The sequence below is a fragment of the Anaerocolumna chitinilytica genome (assembly GCF_014218355.1).
Taxonomy (GTDB): Bacteria; Bacillota; Clostridia; order Lachnospirales; family Lachnospiraceae; genus Anaerocolumna; species Anaerocolumna chitinilytica.
On the sequence record NZ_AP023368.1, the window covers coordinates 1,698,568 to 1,716,260 of the forward strand.

Below are 17,693 nucleotides of genomic sequence, written 5' to 3' on the forward strand. Positions count from 1 at the left end.
ATACTTAAGGTTAGGGTAATGGCTTATGCTGTTACTCTTTTTTGATGAGGTGATTATATGGAAAATAAAGTACGTTATACAAGAGAAGGAGTACCGATTAATTATTTCATCTACAGTGATGAAGATATTGCAAAGGCAAACTCGGTGAGTATAGTGGACATTGCAAGAGATAAGAAATATGAAGTTAAAGAGAAGGGGCGTTGGGCGGAGATTAAGGGCCAAGGTGGGCTATCAATTGATAAGCTCGGTAATCGATGGTATTGTCACACCGCCTATATAGGTGGAGGCCCTATACAATTAATAATGTACTTGGACGGTGTAACTTGGCAGGAGGCCATGGCAGAACTACTTAATGGTGAAAGCTCTTATAGCCATCATGTACCCACTAAGACCAACTCTGAACATGATAACAAGGTGCTGGTTATGCCTGAAAAAAATGATACCTACCGGCATATCTTTGCATACTTGGTACAAACTCGTAAGATTCATCAGGAAGTTGTTAAAGAATTTGTAGACAAAAAGCTTATTTACGAAAACAGTAAAAGAAGTTGTGTATTTATAGGTACTGACAAAAATGGTACAGAAAAGTATGCGTCTATCAGGAGTACTAATACAGCCGGCGAACCTTTTAAGGGAGAGGCATCCGGATCTGATAAAAGGTTTGGATTTGCAAAGATTGGAACGAATGACAGATTAACGATAGTAGAAGCTCCAATTGATCTGCTAAGTTTTATGTCAATTTATCGTTATCATGGAGTGCAGCATCTTATAAGAGACGATCACATACTGTCATTAGGTGGCGTAAGTGATGTTGCATTGAAGCAGTACCTGCATGATCATCCGGAGATAAAAACAATTCAACTGGGCTTGGATAATGATAAGGCAGGAAATGAAGCATGCAATAGTATATATAAGAACTATTCTGAAAAGTATCAAATAAAAAGGATATCGTTCAAGAAAAAAGATTTTAATGAAGTTTTGAAAGCAGACTTGGCTGCTATTAACTTTAAGAGAGCTGAACAATTGCAGTCTCAGCAGTTAGAAGAAAATGAACTGAGCCAAGGATGTGAGCCGGCTTGAGTTATAATAATGAACCGCATTAAAATTTTGTATGTAGTTTTTATGGAAAGGAGAAGTGTTTTGCACTGTTTCTAGGATGAATTCAAATGCGCTATTACGGTTGATAGGAGCTGCAGGAAATGAGAAAGTTTTGATAGATACCCTGGTTAAAGATTTAGGGATTAAAACGTTCCTGGAAAATACAGACTCCATTGTTTTAAGTATTAAAACGAAGAGGGCTATTGAATGGCTAAATAATATTTTAGTTCATAAAGGTAATCTTCTTGAGAGTATATCGGGATTAACAGAAATACCAGTGAAATTTCTACCTCATAGCAAAGAGAGTGCAGCAGAGTTACTTATTATAGCAGAACATCCGGAATTATTAGATGTTGATGCTAGGCAATTTTTCAAACTTCTGTGTTTAAAAGAAGTTATTAAAGACTTTGAAGAAGAACAGGATTATGCCGCAGAAAATGATGGTCAGGATATGGGTTACAATCAAGAACCTTGATTCTTTTTCCATATCGCCCCTCGAAGGGAGGGTAACTCACCATAGGTGTATAACTGGCAAGATTCCCCTTTGTGTGACTGTTGTCACACAAAGAGATCTTGTCGGGAGACCCGAACCCCAGAAGTGGGAAGAATCCCACACCCTCTTGTAACAGTAAAGGAAGTACTATAAAAATTACTGAAACAGTGAGTATAAAAAAGGAAGGAGTTTTATGGGGATTATATTTACTGATAAATTTGAAAATGTAGAAATTGATTGTGAATTTTTCGAAGTAGTTTGTAGTTGCTATGGTGGTGAACTACCAAGTTATTATCTTATAGGAACTGCTTATGGTGGTAATACAGCTGTAATTGAAATTCTAATTAACGAAACTGATGTTTCAACTATAAAAAAATTGTGTGATAAGGCTGAAAGATATGCAGAGCAAGCCGAAACGTTACGGGATAAGAAATTGGAACAATATGATCCCACCTTAAAAGCAATAAAATTTTTAGAACCAGATCATTAGAGGAGGTAAAGAATATTTGGATAAGAACAACTTCAAAATAGGGGAGTTGCTTCGAGATGAATTTAATGAAAAACAATTGGATGAAATCATGATTGGAATCCTTTCAGAGATTGATATAAGTAAGATTGCCAAAAGCTACTATCATCATGCTCAAATACGTGAATTACGGATCGGTCTGGAACATGGGTTGGATATAACCTGTTATTCTGACCGATTTTTACATTCAAAGGATATGGCTATTATACGCAAGGCTATGGAACAAGGATTTGATGTCGGGTTGCTTTTGGACAGAGACTTAAACTTTAAACAGAGAGAGCAAATTTATCTGGGTATGGTTTCTGGTATTCGTTATCAATCTTATTCTTCTTCTGTAAACAATGAGTGGAAGATGCTTGAAGTAAGAGTGGGTTTAGAGGAAGGGTTTGATTTGACAAGCTATCTGAACACACACAATCACAATCAAATTCATCAAATAAGAGTTGGCTATGAAAAAAAGTTGGATGTACATATTTTTGATGATCCAAGATTTAAGCAGGCACAAATGGCAGAAATAATAGATGGTTTGCTTCAGGGATTAGAGGTTTCACAATATGCGGATTACAATTTATCAATCGAGCAGATGCGTGCTAAAAAAGCTGATCTAAAGAGAGAGAATGTACGAAACAAACAACGATCAAGAAAGGGTGAGCGACTAAATGACAAAAGAAATTACAAAACAATTTAATATGGATGACATGAAAAACAATATTATTTTACGATTAGTGAACCAGGAAGGGAATAAAGAGTTGATGAAATCCCATCCATATAAGCTACAAAATAATCTGCTTATTACATATAGGATGGTTGCTATGAAAGATTCTGAAGGAATCCATTCTGCTTTAATTAATAATCAGACGATGAATGGACTTGGGTTTAGTTTGAACGAATTACATGAGTTGGCTGTAAAAAACACTATGAGATTTTATCCGGCGAGAGTAGGTAACATGGATCAGGTACTACGCAATTCGTTAGTTACAATTGATGAGTTTAAAATAGATAAAGGATTTTCAGCTGACATGACCATGTATGTACTAACTAACGAACACAATAGCAATGGGGCTTCCTCTTTAGTCTATCCTGGTTTGCTTGAAAAACTTTCAGAAAAGTTTGGTTCCAGTATTTATATACTTCCATCATCAGTTGATGAAGTAATTCTACTAGCTGACAATGGTAAGATAAACGTAAGGCAGCTTGAACTTATGGTAAGGTCAGTTAATCAAGAACAGGTAGATCCTAAAGATAGGCTTTCAGATTATGTTTATATGTTTGATAAAGATAAGAAGTGTATTGAGAAAGTTATTGATCAGGCAGCTACAGCGAATAAAGAGTTTGTAGATGTTTTTTTAAGAGGATACGACAATCAAGAAAATGACTTAGACCTGGAACCTTAAATCGAGCTGGTGATCATCATGGAAAAGCAAATCAGTACTAAAACAAAAAGGATTGAATCCAGAGTCACACCAGAGCAAAAAGTAATTATTCAGCGCAAAGCAAAGGAAGCAGGATTTATAAAAGAAGGTGAATATGTGCTTGCTTGTTGTCTGAATGGAGAGGTTCCATTACAATCGCCAGCAATGCTTAATACAGTTATAAATAGCGATTCGCGGAATATTCACATAAGAGTTAACGAAATTGAGAAGAAAGCTATTGTTGAAAAATGGAAGACTTCTGGCATAAAAAACTTCAGCCGGTTTGTTCGACTTTGCTGCCAAGATAAGCAAATTATTGTGATAAATGATTTAAAGGATTTTAGCAAAGAACTGAATAAAATAGGTAACAATTTGAATCAGCTGACTATGCTCTGCCATCAAGGATTAATACAGACACCGGATATTACGGAGACAAAGGAGTGTTTAAGCAGGCTGTATCAAGAGCTTGTGAAAATAAACCAAAGAATTAAACCAGGCAGGTGACATTATGGCAATCATTGCTTTTTTTAATAGAAGAAAGAATAAAAAAGGTGAAAAGCTTACCTATAAAACGCTTGGAAGTGTAAGACGGCTGATAAATTATATTCTACAGGAAAGTAAAACGAGAGAAGAGCTAATGGGAGGCCTATTATGTAATCCCAAAACAGCCTTTGAGGAGTTTGTCTTGACAAAAGCAATTCATGGTAAATTACCTGAAGGAGCAATTTCAAAATCAGAAGAAGTTATTCATTTTACACAGAGCTTTAAGATAGAAGAAATTACTCCGGAACTTGCAAAAGAGATTGCAGATAAATTACTTACGCATAAATTGTTTGAGAGATTTCAGATTGTTTATGCAGTGCATACGGATCAGAAGCATATTCATACGCACTTTGCAATTAACTCGGTAAATTATGAAACAGGACTAAGGTGGCATATCTCAAAGAATGACCTTCAGTGTATTAAGGATTGGAGCAATGAGTTGTGTCGAGAAAATAATCTCTCTATACTGCCTAAAATGGAGAGAAACCGGATACCCAAGAGTAGAACGGAGAATCGCTTACATGAGCCAGTTTTGCATGGTGAATACCGTGCTATAAAGGATGGCCGGAGTTGGAAGGCAGAAACCCTCTACACTGGAATGGCTACAAAAAGAGTATCTCGTAATCGTGAAGAATTTATCGACCTAATGAAGCAGTTTGGATATGAAGTTCGTTGGGAAGATAGCCGGAAGGATATTACTTTTACTAATTGGGATGGTAAAAAAATCAACTCAGATAAATTGGGCTTTCCGTCCAGAAATTTTACGCCCCTTACAAAAGAAGCACTTGAAAAGCAATTCGCCATCAACCGTCAGGTAGAGGAAAATAAAAATCATAGTATCCAAGTGGAGCAATCTATGTTAAGGAGCCAGTTATTTAAGTTGGCCAATACTCTGACACATGATTACAATAATCAATACCCATTTCAAAATAATGTAGCCTTTAAACCTTTTTATGTTGAAGGGCAAGCATTAAGAGATAGAGCTATTGAATCACAGAAAGGAAAAGGCCTGGATTGGGAAAGAGAATAAGGAGATTACAGTGAATAAAAAGAAATGGATTCCCTATAGTTTTTTAATCCTTGTATTCTCAATAGCAGCTTTATACTTCTCCGCTTTCTTTGATAGTGTGCTGCTAAAGAAAAAGCTAAAAAATGAGGATCTTCTATATATTATTAATTATGTAGCTTCCAGTAAAAATGCAGGGAAGCTTTTTTTAATTCTACTTACAGGTATCATAATGTTTGTAATAGTAACAGTGTTGCAGGATAGTAAAGATTATCAAAGCAAGCAAATATTTGTTACTCCGGATATCTCAACTCCAGCGCCTGCAGGGCAGGGGCAATGTGGTAATGCAAAGTGGTTAAAATCAAGTAACTTTGATACAGCTTTTGATAATTTTACCCTAGATCACAGTAATAAACTTTTAAAGCAGATTGCAGAAGCGAGCCTTAATGATATTAAATATGAACTCAAACGTATAGAAAAAGTAGAGGCAGAAATTGATGAATTAACAATGGAAAAAGATCAAGAAGATGATTTGAACCGTGTTAAAGAGCTTGAAGCAATCATCGACCTAAAACAACATGAGCTGGTGGATCAAGATAAGATCATTAAAGAAGTGAGCAATCCAGAAGCTTATGATGATATAAAGAAAAGAATTAGGAAAGGGGAGTTAAATAAATTTGCTCCACAGAAAGGTGGGGTTGTATTAGGAAAAAAGGAGCCTAATGAAAGCAATGTAATCCGCAGCCTTATAGAACTTGTATCCGGTAAAGTGGAATCAAAAGAAGTAATTTATACTATTCTTAAGGATGTACATACACTGGTACTTGGAGCAACACGAGCTGGTAAAGGAAGAACTGTTGTAATGCAAACGATTGGTTCATTGCTTTTAGCAGGAGAAAGTATTATAGTAACGGATCCAAAGGCAGAATCATATTACTACTATAAAAAAATACTGGAGCTGTTAGGATATAATACAATAACTATTGATTTTAAGAATCCCAGAAAAAGTACAAGGTTTAATTATCTACAACCTATTATTGATAGGGTGGATGATGATGATATTCCTGGTGCCATTGATGCCACATGGGATTTGGTATCACAGCTCGTAGGCGAACCTAAAGGTGAACGACTTTGGAACGATGGTGAAGCCTCAACTATTGCTGCCTGTACTATGGCAGTTGTTTATGATAACAGGTCACCTGAAAATCATATATACCGAAATTTAACCAATGTTTATTATTTTTTAAGCCAAATGTGCACTCCTGTTCAGGTTGGTAAAGAACTTGTGCTTCCTATATCAAAATATGTACAGGATCTGCCTTATGAACACCCCTCTAAAGGATTACTTGCCGTAGCCGATATTGCACCATCCAGAACAAGAGGTAGCTTCTATACATCTGCCTTAATGACTTTAAAATTATTTACGAATCCGCTGATAGCAGATATGACGTCTACAACTGATTATGATCCTATGAAAGTTGGAGATGGGAAGACAGCCATATTTATTATATTACCCGATGACAGAAAAACCTACTATTCCTTAGCTACATTGTATGTTACACAGCAATACCAGCTGTTAAGTCGAGCAGCTGATTTAAGAGGAGGGCGATTAAAACGTAGGGTCAATTATCTTTTAGATGAGTATGGTAACTTTGCTAAAATTCCTAACTTTACTACTATGCAGACAGTTGGTGGAGGTAAGGGAATACGTTTTAACCTCTTTGTTCAGGATTATAATCAGGTTGATGACGTTTATGAACCCACACAAGGCAAGATTATCCGAAGCAACTGTGAAAACTGGATATACCTGCAGACAGACGATCCCGACACATTAGAGGGCTTGTCTAAAAAACTGGGTAAATACACTATTAGTACTTACTCCCTCAGCGCTAATCATCAGAAATTCAGTAATCCTAGCTCTTCCCATAATGTTAGCCTAACCGGGAGGGAGCTATTAACAACGGATGAAATTAAAAAAATCAAAAGGCCATATTCACTTGTAACTAGCCGCAATGATCCGGCTATTTTATATTCTCCGGATTTATCTAGTTGGTATTTTAATGAACTTTTGGGATTAGGCAATGAGGAACATAACAGAAGAGTTCGCATGGCAAGAGATAATATCAGAACAATAAGAAGTGTATCACATAAGCTTGAGCTTTGGGGTATTTGGGATGAATATAAGATTTTACTGGTAAAAGAACAAAAAGAAAAATCAGCTAAAATGATGAAAGAAATGGCAGAGCAGATGGCTGCAGCACAGGCAGGACAGTTTTTTGATACTTAAGAATTTCGGAGGGACAATATGATTGATAGCGATAAGATAGCAATAATTTCCGCACTCTGTAGAGATATTATGAATATGAACTCTCAATATGGAGACAAAGTATTTTTTGATTACTACTCTGCTATCGTAGGTCTGGAAATAGTTAAGGAGGTGATGCAGGAAACAGTGAGGTATCCAAAACCGGAAAGACTTCCTGATAATAGTATATGGTATGAAAGGCCTTATGGTATAGAGGGAGAACCAGATCCTTATGTTTTTAATGGATTTATGGACCCCGAAGATTTTGAGCGATGGCAAGACTTGATGTTAGGAGTGGAGCCAGATAGAGATTAGAAGGTATTACTTTAGAAAAGGAGTATTAAGCAACATGAAAAAACTGAATATGGCTCATTTAAGCCGAAAGAAATTAAGAAGTAAAGTCACTTATCTATTGACTTTACTTTTTTTATTGAGTAATAGCGTGATTGTTAAAGCGTCAAACCCAATAGCTGATAGCCAGGGAGGAAAGGGATTGATTAGATTGTTCAATGATGCTTCCCTATTCTTATTAGTTCTTTCACCTGTATTTGGCGGTCTAACTGCACTTTATTTCCTCATTCGAAAAAATGCTGCAGATGAGCAGGATCAAAAGCAATGGAATAAAAGGTTGACAATAACCGGCATATGTGTTGTTGGTGCGGTACTCGTTTCAAGTTCCATTAATCTTTTTACAGGATATTTTAAATAAAATTGGAGGATAACGATATGAGAAAATTTAATGAATTTACACAGAAAAAAATAATAGCTTTTAAAGTTAAAGCTGCAAAGGTAGTTGAGGCAGCTATCAATAAGTTATCAGAGAATAACGGAAACTTCCTCGAAGAAGCTCTTAAGTATATTATTGGACTTGTTATAGGTGCTTTGTTTATGGGGGGTATTTATCTGCTTTTCAAAAACGTAATCATACCGTCAGTGGGGACAAAGGTACAAGACTTTTTCAATTTCTCCGCTTAAGAGCAACAGTACGGTACCAATACTTATCTGGTACCGTACTATGAATAATATAAAAGAAAGGAACTGGAATGAAGAATAAAAATATAAAACAATTAATGGTAATTATCTTACTAGTTGCCATAATTTTTCAGCCCATGCAGATGACAGTTAATGCAGCAACAGGTGCAGTCGTTACAGGTGCAAGTGGAACACAATATACCTTAAATCATCAGTATGTTAAGCAGTTAAATATCAATACTGGTAATATAACCATTTCTGATACGGGGTATACTCAGACAAATGGTGCTACAGAGAGCTGGGATGCATCAAGTGATGCATATGTTATTAAAGGACAAGGAAGTAGTGCAAATACAATAACAATAACTAATGTAAATTATGTACCAACAATTTATTTACTAGAGACCGAGTGGTCAGGTTATATTAATATACAATCAAGTATCGGGTGCAAGCTGGTAATAGTAGGTAATGTTAAAGCGAAAAATGCATCTTCTTGTGGGTTAGTTTACGTCTCAAATACTTCTACGTCTAATACAACAAAATTAGAAGTAGTTGGTTTGGATAAGGCAACCTCTTTTTTAACAGCTGATTACGTCATGGGTTATAGCAGTAATCCACTGAAATATATCGGAAGCGTGTCACTAAATAATTTAAATATTAACTGTATGTCTTTGGAGTCGGGAGTACAAACATTAGGCACTTTTGATATGAACAATATTAAACTCACTGAGAGTAAGACTTTGGTTAGCAATGAATCAATAAGATTGTTTAGTAATAATAACTTGACAATAAATAATGTTATTGCAAATCATCTTGTAGTAATAAGGGCAAACAGTAGTTCCACTACAACAATTAATACATTTATTAGCAATTCAGAAATTGATAGTTGCTATATACAAAATTCACAAACTTCCAGTATAACAGTAGAAAATTCATATTTTAACTATTTTGGGGGAATTAATCAAAATAAGGCTACTTTTAAGAATGTAGTAATAATCAATTTTTGGTCAAACTTTAGTGCAAGCTTATTTAATTTAATCGACAGTACATTGGCAAATACCACAATAGCGACTTCGAATTTTTTAATTGGAACTTATAAAATAAACCACAGCAGTTTCAATGATGCGGGCGAAGGTTGGGTACTAGATTCAACACCAACAGATGACAATGCAAATGATGTCTTTTTAAAGAAAGTAAGATTTAGGGATAACCCGAATACCTATTTTCTTGTAACCTTTCCAGATGGGCATATTTCTAAATTGCTATCTGATACAAATGGATATTTATATCCTTTTGTTCCGAAAAATAGCACTAATCTATTGTTTCAGGCCACAGACGAAACGGGGACAGCTAATTTTGGAGGTTACAAGCTCGATTATGCAGCCATAACTACTAACGATACCACTTCAAATGAGCCTTCCATTCTTATACAGCCAACAACAATTACTTTCAGTCCATATGCTAACACACAAATAAGCTATTCTTTTGATAAGAGCACTTGGACACCAGTGACCACAGATTCGAACTGTCAGTTCAAGGTGGTTTTTCCAGATGGAATTGGTACGATATATCTGAAGTATAATGGTAAATTGTATTCAGTAACGAAAGATGAATCTGGAAATGCAGGTAGTCTAATAGAGCTAAAACCTAAAATTGTATCCCAATCTGCTGGAAATGTATCGCTGATAAAGGGAAGCCAGGGAACCATATTTGTTAATGCAAAGCCTGTTAATGCAAATGATACATTGCAGATGCAATGGTATAAAGATGGTAGTCCTTTAACGGGGGAAACTAATAATGTACTAACCTTTTCAAATCCGAATGATGCAGACATTGGAACCTATACATGTAATGTATCGGAAGATGGATTAGGAACTACAACCTCTTCACCAATAGCAGTATCCGTTGTAGATAGTACGAATGCAATGTCTTTGAACATCCTAGCTCAGTCAGGAAATAAGACTGTTACAGAAGATTCAACAACGGAATTCTATGTAGTACCGAACATAACCGAGGGAGTTAGTTATCAATGGCAAAAAGATGGTGTAAATATTAATGGAGCTACTTCATCAAAATATAATATTAGTACCGTTAAGCAATCAGATGAGGCTACATATACTTGTATTTTGAAGAAAGATAGTGAAGCTATAACATCTAATCCGATTACATTGACAGTTGTACCAAATCCACTTTCGGGTAATGTTTCTGAACTTCAGGATACGGTTAATAACTTGACTACTCAAGTTAATACTTTGCAAACACAGATCAATACTGCAAATGAAAGTTTATCTGATTTACAGGATATGATTGATACACTTACAGGCCAGATAAATAATTTGAACAATCAGATAACAGCTCTGAATGGTCAAATAAATGACTTAAGTGGCAATGTATCGAACCTTCAAGACCAAGTCAATGCCTTAATCATTCAAAAAGGTAAACTGCAGGGAGACCTGGATAATGCAAATACAGAAAAGGCAGCACTTCAAATCACTATTAATGATTTGAATACAGAAATTACAAATAAGGATAACCAGGTAACCTATTTACAGTCACTGTTGGATGCAAGTGAACATGATAATGAGGAACTACAAAATCAGATTGATTCATTAAATGTACAGATAAGTGATATGACGATACAGATTAATAATCTGGTATCTCAAGTAACTACATTAACCTCAGAACGTGATTCTCTTCAGACTCAATTAGATACTGCTAATAATACTATTACTAATTTACAGCAGAAAATTATAGATTTAACGAATGAAAATCATGATTTGTCATCGAAACTTGATTCTGCACTTCTTCAGATTATTATTTTACAGGGACAGGTAAATGCACTGACCACACAGAATACGAATTTAGAAGGTCAAGTTAATACTTTGCAGGCTCAAATAGTGGATTTACAACATCAGCTTGACAATACTGGATCGGACAATGTTGAATTGCTACAACAGATTAGTACCCTAAATACCCAGGTTAATAATTTGACTACACAAATAAACCAAAAGGATTCTCAGATTGTTTCGCTTAATGTACAGATTAGTAATCTGAATACTACAATTACAAATCTCCAGACAGCGGTTAATAATGCATTGGATAGCCTGTCTGAATATGAAGGTACCGTTCTTCAGGATAAAATAAATAAAATCCTACAGGAAAACAGTGAACTCAAGAATGCCCTTACAACTTTAGTACAGGACAAAAACTCTCTGCTCACACAAATCACTGATTTAAACAATTTAATCCTAAGCCTGCAGGGAGAGAATAGTTCCTTGAGTCAGCAGTTACAGGCCGCAGAAAATCAAATTACTGCCTTACAAAGCAGCTTGACTTTGGAGATAGCTAAAAGCAATGCGCTTCAGACACAAGTAGATACTTTGAATGGACAGATAACAGATTTACAAACACAGCTCGGACAAGCTGACAGTGATAAAGATTCTCTTATTAATCAGATAACTGTTCTTCAGGGAGATCTGACGAGCCTAAACAATCATTTGACTATATCCAATACAACTATTGCTGACTTGAATACTCAAATATCAAGCATGAATAGTACCATTGTCAATCTTCAGAATCAGATTAATAATGCTCTGTCTGAGTTATCAGAGTATGAAGGGAATAACCTGCTAGAGAAAATACAAGATATTAAAAATAAACAGACGGATATAACCGCTGATCTAAATGAAGCCAATGCCCTGAATTCCAGCCTAAATTCGCAATTAGACACAGTGAACACGCAGCTGACATCGTTACAACATCAAATTGATGTATTGACTGGGCAGTTGGGGGATAAAGATGCTCAGATAACAGAATTACTTGCTTTGATAGCACAAAAAGATACTGAAATTGCTGGAAAAAATACGCAAATTAACAACCTCCAGAATCAAGTGCAGTCCTTGCAGGATACGATAGATTCACTTACAGGTGGAAATGATATTGTCGCTGAACTTACACAACAGGTTAACTCTCTGACACAGCAGATTAACATACTGAATACGAAGGTAAATGATTTAACTGGGCAATTGAATGTAAAGGATGCCCTAATTAATGACCTTACAATTCAGCTGGCTGCAAAAAATGCTCAGATTATTGATCTGTTAAAACAGATTCAGGATTTACAGAATAGTAGCGGCAACCAGGATGAAGTCAACAAGCTAAAAGATGATATTAATAAGCTAAATGACGAATTGACTAATGCATACGACAATATAGAGAAGCTCAAACAACAGTTGGAAGATTTGAAAAACAATCCGGTAACGGTTGTTGTACCTGGTAGTTCTGGTGAAGGTGGAACGGATACAATAGCTGATCCTTCTGTTCCTAGTACAATAATTAAAGAAGTAAACCCTGATAATGTAAATGAGGTTGTCACTAATCCTGTTATTAAGAATGGTGTTAATACAGATGTTGTGGCACAGAACGGCTGGGAGCTATCTTCTTCTCTTTCAAAAAATGCCATTTGGTCTGATTCCTTATCACCCGTAACAGAAAGCTACACCGGTCTGTATACCTTTTTTGATAATGGACTTAATTCGGACACCGGAGTTTTGGGAGCGGCCATGACAGTTGGCTATAATGGAGTACCAGTAGCCGGTCTGATTGATACAAAAGATGGTTATATGAAATACACCTTCTATGCTAGAAAAGTAGCAGATAAAAACAATATCTATGTATGCTCTGTTGATATTGAAAAAGAGAATTACACAACACCTGTTACAAGTATAACTTCATCCTTATTAAAAGAACCTCGAAGCTTTACTCCAGAGAATAGTTACAATACATTGGCCGATAAAGCAATAACCTTAAAACTTAGTGCAGATTATGGAAAGTATGGAAGAGCAGCTATAAAATACCAGATAGTACCTGAAAGCATGGACTTTGATCCGGACGGCACCTGGAAGGACGTGGAGGGGAATACAGTTACTATTCCGAAACAGCAAGAAAACTTCCGTGTTTATGTGAAATTCATTGATAAGAATGGTAATTATACCGTTGATAAAACAGTGGGATTTAAAGTATCCACTGAAAAAAGCAATGTTACTTCACCCGTATTTACTATGTATAAAACCGTTTATCTGGGATATGACTACCAGGTACAACTAGCAAATGTTGATGGCAAGGTAAGTTACAGTTCATCTAATAAAAAAGTAGCTAGTGTCAATAAGTCCGGTGTTATTACATCGGTGAACTATGGTAATGCTGTTATCTCATGCACAGTGAAAGGGAAAACGAATTATACATACAAAGTAATTGTTACAGTTGCAGATGGTAAAGGTAAACCAACACTGAATTTTATTGCACAAGAACTACAAACTTCCAGCGACAGTCCAGTACTTATGATGTATAAGCAGCTGAAAAAGGACTCAAGTACAAAGCTTGATATCAGTGGTTTAAGTAAAAATGCTCGTATTACTTATGTGAATACCGATTCAAATATAGCTTACATTTCGAAGTATGGTACAATAACAGGTCTTAAGAAAGGAAATACCGATATACTGGCCATTGTTGACCAAGAAGGTCGTAGCTACATTTATTATATCAAAGTCAGAGTAGATGATGGCACAGCGGATCCGGAGTACTGGACATATCTAACAGCTGCTTAGGGTGGATATTTTGAGTAAGAAGGTATCCGGAAGAAAGTAGGTGGCGAATTGTTTTCAGTAAATGGATTGAAAGATACAATATCGAATATTTTTAATTTCGGTTTCGAAGGTTTTATTTCACACCTTCTGAATGAAGCTCTAAAAGCATTTGATACAAGTTTAATAAATATAGCAGACATTTCATTTAATGCAGAAAAGTATATGACCAGTTATCTTGGCATGAACTTGAACTCATTATTTACAGTAATTCGGTTATTTGGCTTATATTTTATTGTGTTGAAAGCTTTAAAAAAGGGTTTTGATGTATATATTTTATGGACGGATGGGGATTCAGAAATGGATCCCTTTATTCTATTCACAGGCTTTTTTAAAGCAATTGCACTGGCCGTTAGCTTCAATAGCTTGTATGGGTTTGCTGTAGATATCATTGTGGATTTTATGAATCAAATTTTAGGATCTATAAATAATGTTGATCTAAATAACATCTCCCTGACTTCTGTATTGCACCAGTATCTGCTAAATGGAATTATTATGATGATCTTTGCCGTAGTGTATATTATTTGCTACATCATACTATATTTGCAGTTTATAAAGCATGGGCTTGAAATTTTTGTATTAAAGCTTGGCGTTCCCCTGGCATGTGTCGGTCTAATGGACAGTGATGGGGGAGTATATAAAGCGTACCTCAAAAAGTTTTCTCAAGAGTTCCTTACAGTGCTATTACAGACTTTTATGTTGAAATTGTCCCTTGCATTGATGATAAACGGCCATTATATGTTTGGAATGGCAGCCATCATGTTATCATTAAAAGCTCCGCAGTTCCTGAACGAATTTGTTATGGCATATTCCGGTGGGCCGGGTGTTGTTCAGAGAGCCACATCGACGGCCTATACCGCTAATATGATAAGAAGTTTTGTAAAGTAAAGGAGTCTGAATGAGAACATTACTGAATGCAATAGAGTTCTTGATTATATTGGCTGATGGTGGTGCTGCACTCCGGATCCTTTATTGCCTTTTGAGGTTAATGGGAAGCCCAGATGAGAAAGAGTCCTATGTAAAAAAGATCTTACATGTCCTTATCTATGCAGCATTTGCTAATAGCAGTTTGGCTTTGATGATTCTGACAGAATCGTATTTTCTTTGAAAGAGAGGTGAAAATGATGGATGAAGAACAGAACAAAGAAGGTCTTTATATACCGCAGGGCATTAAGACAAAGAGAGAGTATTTTTATGGATATGGAAAGAAAGAATTCACTATAACGCTACTAGCCACTTTTATAGCTCTTGCGATTGGCTTTCTGATTTATATTCCCTTTAAGAGTATTATTGCTTCCGTGTTTGAGGTGCTTGCATTACCCACTGCCACAGTATTTGTAATAGTAAAGAATAACTGCAATATCTCAGTTGCTGATCAAGTCAAGTTTATGCTTGATTATGCAAGAGTACAGAAAAAATATTTTTATGTCTATCAGGATGAATGGCAGTGATTACTTTAGGGCTATATTTTATGATTCTTTTCTATGCTTCCGTTTATGATAGAAAATATATGATAGTAGAAAATCGGGTTCACTTTGTGTTATTCTTGTTAACCATTTTATCCGGAAACATGAATTTGGAGAAGCTTCTAGGAGCGGTAGTAATAACAATACCGCTTATGCTTTTAACATTATATAAGGATGGTATCGGTGGAGGGGATATTAAATATCTCTTTTTCAATACTCTGTTTTTAGGCTTTTCGGCAGCCTATACTGGCATTGTTGCTGGATTATCTGTAGCCGTTCTTTATGCTTTATTTACAAAAAACAGATCGGGAAAGAGCAAATATCAAAGGAAAATACCCTTGGTTCCATTCCTCTCTACAGGCTTTCTCCTATCCATACTATTAAGGGCTACTGTAACATAGAATAATGGCCCTTAATAGTAATTTGACAAATGAAAGGAAGATATATGAAATATTTAAAAAATAAAACTGTTATCGGTATAATAGCCATTGTTGTTGGTTTGCTATTATGTTTTATTGTGAGTCCTTTATATAACAGGGCTTCTGAGGCTAAAACAAAGGTTGTTAGGGTAGAGAAGTTCATTGAAAAGGGAAGTCTTATAAGTAAGAGCGATGTAAAAGTGGTGGAAGTCGGCAGCTACAATATGCAGGATGATGTATTACATACAGAAAAAGATGTGGTTGGAAAGTATGCAGTTGACAACATGTATCAAGATGAAAATATTCTAAAAACCAAGCTTTCGGATGAGCCGCTATCCGGAATGGAGTATTTGGAAGGAATGAATGGTACTTATGGAGCTATTAGCATTACACTGCAATCCTTTGCAGCTGGTCTATCAGGAAAATTATTACCCGGAGACATCGTAAGTGTTATTTCAACAAGCGACACCACACAAGATACAAATATTATGCCGGAACTACAATATGTGAGGGTCCTTGCTAGTACAACACAAAAAGGGAAGGATATTAAGGAAAGTGACAGTAAAAAAAACAATGATGATGAAGACAATCTTCCTTTAACCGTCACTTTACAGGTTACAAGAAAACAAGCCCTTGCCCTGGCACAAATAGAGCAGTTGGAGAAAGCACATTTGGAACTTGTTTTCAGAGGAACTAATCAGGAGGCGAATGTGTTTTTAGAACAACAGAAAAAGATAATAGAGGAGCAACTTCAAAATGATTCTTCCTCTAATTCCGATACGGCAATACAGTATAATAATTCTGCTGAAGTTAACACAAATACAGAACAGAATGTATCTGGAAAACAGAACGCTGAAGAAAAGTCTACAACAGAAACGGGGCAGAATACTATAGGGGCAGGTGATAAGAATGAGTAACGGTAAAGTAATTTCTGTATGGGGAAGCAAGGGGTGTGGAAAGACTACTGCCGCAGTAAAAATCGCATCGGAATTTGCTGAAAGAAAGATTGATACGATACTTGTATTGACTGATATTCTTGCTCCGGATATTAATTGTTTAATGCCTGCTAGAAAGGATCTACAAACGATGGGCCATTTGTGGTCTACTCCGGACTGCAGCATGGATACCATCTTAAAGGCATGTAATGTTACGGATTCCAAACATCTGGCAGTGTTAGCTTTTAAGAGTGGTGAGAATGTTTTTTCATATCCAGAGTATACCAAAGAAAATATTCTGGATATTTTTGTGAAGCTGAAAAGCCTTGCAGATTATATCATAGTAGACTGTGTGGAGGAATTTGCTTTCAATATATTGACTATGGTATCTTTGGAACTGGCTGATAAGGTAGTCAGGTTACATGAACCATTGATGAAATCCTTTTCTTTCTTTGACTCAAACATGGCTCTTTTAAAGGATAGCCGGTACAAAACTGACCAGCACTATAAGGTACTTGCAAAGGGAAAGAGAAGCCAGGCAAAAGAAATTGCAATAAGCCATTTCGGAGGTATACAGGCAGAATTACCTTATTCAGAAGATTTGGAAAATCAGATGTTAGAGGGTGAGCTATTTAAGAAAGCGGAAGGTAAGGCAATGAAGGAATACAATGAAGGTCTTAATAAGATTATTGCATTTATCATGGATGAAGAAATAGTGGAACTTACTAAAGATAAAGAACATGATAAGCCGCTTTGGAAGAAATCAAGTAAGAAAGAAAAAGTACAGAAGGATAAGAAATCTGGGAAAAACGCCGCATCTGACTTGAAATCTGTCCGATCTGCCTTTAAGTTCCGGAAAAAGGAGGTATTGTAATC

The 17,693-nt window shown here is 35.9% G+C and carries 18 protein-coding genes; all 18 read left to right on the plus strand.

The features are described 5' to 3' along the window. Positions 1-57: 57 nt before the first annotated feature. The 18 genes from bsdcttw_RS07265 (at position 58) to bsdcttw_RS07350 (ending at position 17,691) form a co-directional block, all read left to right on the plus strand. Positions 58-1,080, plus strand: a complete 1,023-nt coding sequence (locus tag bsdcttw_RS07265) for a DUF3991 and TOPRIM domain-containing protein (RefSeq protein ID WP_185258714.1) — start codon at positions 58-60, stop codon at positions 1,078-1,080. A gap of 130 nt (positions 1,081-1,210) precedes the next feature. Further along, the gene (locus bsdcttw_RS07270; protein WP_207726510.1) at positions 1,211-1,573 is read left to right on the plus strand and encodes a hypothetical protein; all 363 of its coding nucleotides are present in this window, start codon (positions 1,211-1,213) and stop codon (positions 1,571-1,573) included. A 211-nt stretch (positions 1,574-1,784) separates the two neighbouring features. Beyond that, positions 1,785-2,081, plus strand: a complete 297-nt coding sequence (locus bsdcttw_RS07275) for a hypothetical protein (protein ID WP_185258716.1) — start codon at positions 1,785-1,787, stop codon at positions 2,079-2,081. A 16-nt stretch (positions 2,082-2,097) separates the two neighbouring features. Further along, a complete protein-coding gene (locus bsdcttw_RS07280; RefSeq protein ID WP_185258717.1) occupies positions 2,098-2,805 on the plus strand; it encodes a hypothetical protein in 708 nt (235 codons plus the stop codon). Continuing rightward, entirely contained in the window at positions 2,777-3,511 is a 735-nt protein-coding gene (locus tag bsdcttw_RS07285) for a DUF5688 family protein (RefSeq protein WP_185258718.1), read from the plus strand. The genes bsdcttw_RS07280 and bsdcttw_RS07285 overlap by 29 nt, the downstream gene beginning before the upstream one ends. 18 nt (positions 3,512-3,529) lie before the next feature. Continuing rightward, complete coding sequence (locus bsdcttw_RS07290; protein WP_185258719.1) at positions 3,530-4,033, plus strand: plasmid mobilization protein; 504 nt, start codon at positions 3,530-3,532, stop codon at positions 4,031-4,033. 4 nt (positions 4,034-4,037) lie between these two features. Further along, complete coding sequence (locus tag bsdcttw_RS07295; RefSeq protein ID WP_185258720.1) at positions 4,038-5,102, plus strand: relaxase/mobilization nuclease domain-containing protein; 1,065 nt, start codon at positions 4,038-4,040, stop codon at positions 5,100-5,102. Beyond that, complete coding sequence (locus tag bsdcttw_RS07300; protein WP_225903814.1) at positions 5,059-7,365, plus strand: VirD4-like conjugal transfer protein, CD1115 family; 2,307 nt, start codon at positions 5,059-5,061, stop codon at positions 7,363-7,365. Before bsdcttw_RS07295 ends, bsdcttw_RS07300 begins: the two co-directional genes overlap by 44 nt. Before the next feature lie 18 nt (positions 7,366-7,383). Further along, positions 7,384-7,698, plus strand: coding sequence for a hypothetical protein (locus bsdcttw_RS07305; RefSeq protein WP_185258721.1), 315 nt, complete (start codon positions 7,384-7,386; stop codon positions 7,696-7,698). A gap of 34 nt (positions 7,699-7,732) precedes the next feature. Then, positions 7,733-8,092: a hypothetical protein gene (locus tag bsdcttw_RS07310; protein ID WP_185258722.1), complete on the plus strand. Its 360-nt coding sequence runs from the start codon at positions 7,733-7,735 to the stop codon at positions 8,090-8,092. 17 nt (positions 8,093-8,109) lie between these two features. Further along, positions 8,110-8,358 carry a DUF6133 family protein gene (locus bsdcttw_RS07315; RefSeq protein WP_185258723.1) on the plus strand — a complete coding sequence of 83 codons (249 nt, stop codon included), beginning with the start codon at positions 8,110-8,112 and terminating at the stop codon, positions 8,356-8,358. Between the two features lie 68 nt (positions 8,359-8,426). Continuing rightward, entirely contained in the window at positions 8,427-13,961 is a 5,535-nt protein-coding gene (locus bsdcttw_RS07320; protein WP_185258724.1) for an immunoglobulin domain-containing protein, read from the plus strand. 48 nt (positions 13,962-14,009) lie between these two features. After that, positions 14,010-14,885, plus strand: a complete 876-nt coding sequence (locus bsdcttw_RS07325; protein WP_207726511.1) for a conjugal transfer protein TrbL family protein — start codon at positions 14,010-14,012, stop codon at positions 14,883-14,885. A gap of 10 nt (positions 14,886-14,895) precedes the next feature. Next, entirely contained in the window at positions 14,896-15,105 is a 210-nt protein-coding gene (locus tag bsdcttw_RS07330; protein WP_185258726.1) for a hypothetical protein, read from the plus strand. A gap of 13 nt (positions 15,106-15,118) precedes the next feature. After that, positions 15,119-15,448, plus strand: a complete 330-nt coding sequence (locus bsdcttw_RS07335; RefSeq protein WP_185258727.1) for a hypothetical protein — start codon at positions 15,119-15,121, stop codon at positions 15,446-15,448. Further along, the gene (locus tag bsdcttw_RS07340) at positions 15,445-15,864 is read left to right on the plus strand and encodes a prepilin peptidase (RefSeq protein ID WP_207726512.1); all 420 of its coding nucleotides are present in this window, start codon (positions 15,445-15,447) and stop codon (positions 15,862-15,864) included. Before bsdcttw_RS07335 ends, bsdcttw_RS07340 begins: the two co-directional genes overlap by 4 nt. Before the next feature lie 44 nt (positions 15,865-15,908). Next, positions 15,909-16,799, plus strand: coding sequence for a Flp pilus assembly protein CpaB (gene cpaB / locus bsdcttw_RS07345; protein ID WP_185258729.1), 891 nt, complete (start codon positions 15,909-15,911; stop codon positions 16,797-16,799). Continuing rightward, the gene (locus bsdcttw_RS07350) at positions 16,792-17,691 is read left to right on the plus strand and encodes a hypothetical protein (RefSeq protein ID WP_185258730.1); all 900 of its coding nucleotides are present in this window, start codon (positions 16,792-16,794) and stop codon (positions 17,689-17,691) included. Before cpaB ends, bsdcttw_RS07350 begins: the two co-directional genes overlap by 8 nt. The last annotated feature ends 2 nt before the right edge of the window (positions 17,692-17,693 follow it).

Excerpts from the sequence above, each read along its gene's own strand:
- bsdcttw_RS07265 (WP_185258714.1), top strand. The coding sequence starts at position 58 with ATGGAAAATAAAGTACGTTATACAAGAGAAGGAGTACCGATTAATTAT.
- bsdcttw_RS07275 (WP_185258716.1), top strand. The coding sequence starts at position 1,785 with ATGGGGATTATATTTACTGATAAATTTGAAAATGTAGAAATTGATTGT.
- bsdcttw_RS07350 (WP_185258730.1), top strand. The coding sequence starts at position 16,792 with ATGAGTAACGGTAAAGTAATTTCTGTATGGGGAAGCAAGGGGTGTGGA.
- bsdcttw_RS07290 (WP_185258719.1), top strand. The coding sequence starts at position 3,530 with ATGGAAAAGCAAATCAGTACTAAAACAAAAAGGATTGAATCCAGAGTC.
- bsdcttw_RS07320 (WP_185258724.1), top strand. The coding sequence starts at position 8,427 with ATGAAGAATAAAAATATAAAACAATTAATGGTAATTATCTTACTAGTT.
- bsdcttw_RS07330 (WP_185258726.1), top strand. The coding sequence starts at position 14,896 with ATGAGAACATTACTGAATGCAATAGAGTTCTTGATTATATTGGCTGAT.
- bsdcttw_RS07305 (WP_185258721.1), top strand. The coding sequence starts at position 7,384 with ATGATTGATAGCGATAAGATAGCAATAATTTCCGCACTCTGTAGAGAT.
- bsdcttw_RS07335 (WP_185258727.1), top strand. The coding sequence starts at position 15,119 with ATGATGGATGAAGAACAGAACAAAGAAGGTCTTTATATACCGCAGGGC.
- cpaB (WP_185258729.1), top strand. The coding sequence starts at position 15,909 with ATGAAATATTTAAAAAATAAAACTGTTATCGGTATAATAGCCATTGTT.
- bsdcttw_RS07310 (WP_185258722.1), top strand. The coding sequence starts at position 7,733 with ATGAAAAAACTGAATATGGCTCATTTAAGCCGAAAGAAATTAAGAAGT.
- bsdcttw_RS07285 (WP_185258718.1), top strand. The coding sequence starts at position 2,777 with ATGACAAAAGAAATTACAAAACAATTTAATATGGATGACATGAAAAAC.
- bsdcttw_RS07315 (WP_185258723.1), top strand. The coding sequence starts at position 8,110 with ATGAGAAAATTTAATGAATTTACACAGAAAAAAATAATAGCTTTTAAA.
- bsdcttw_RS07295 (WP_185258720.1), top strand. The coding sequence starts at position 4,038 with ATGGCAATCATTGCTTTTTTTAATAGAAGAAAGAATAAAAAAGGTGAA.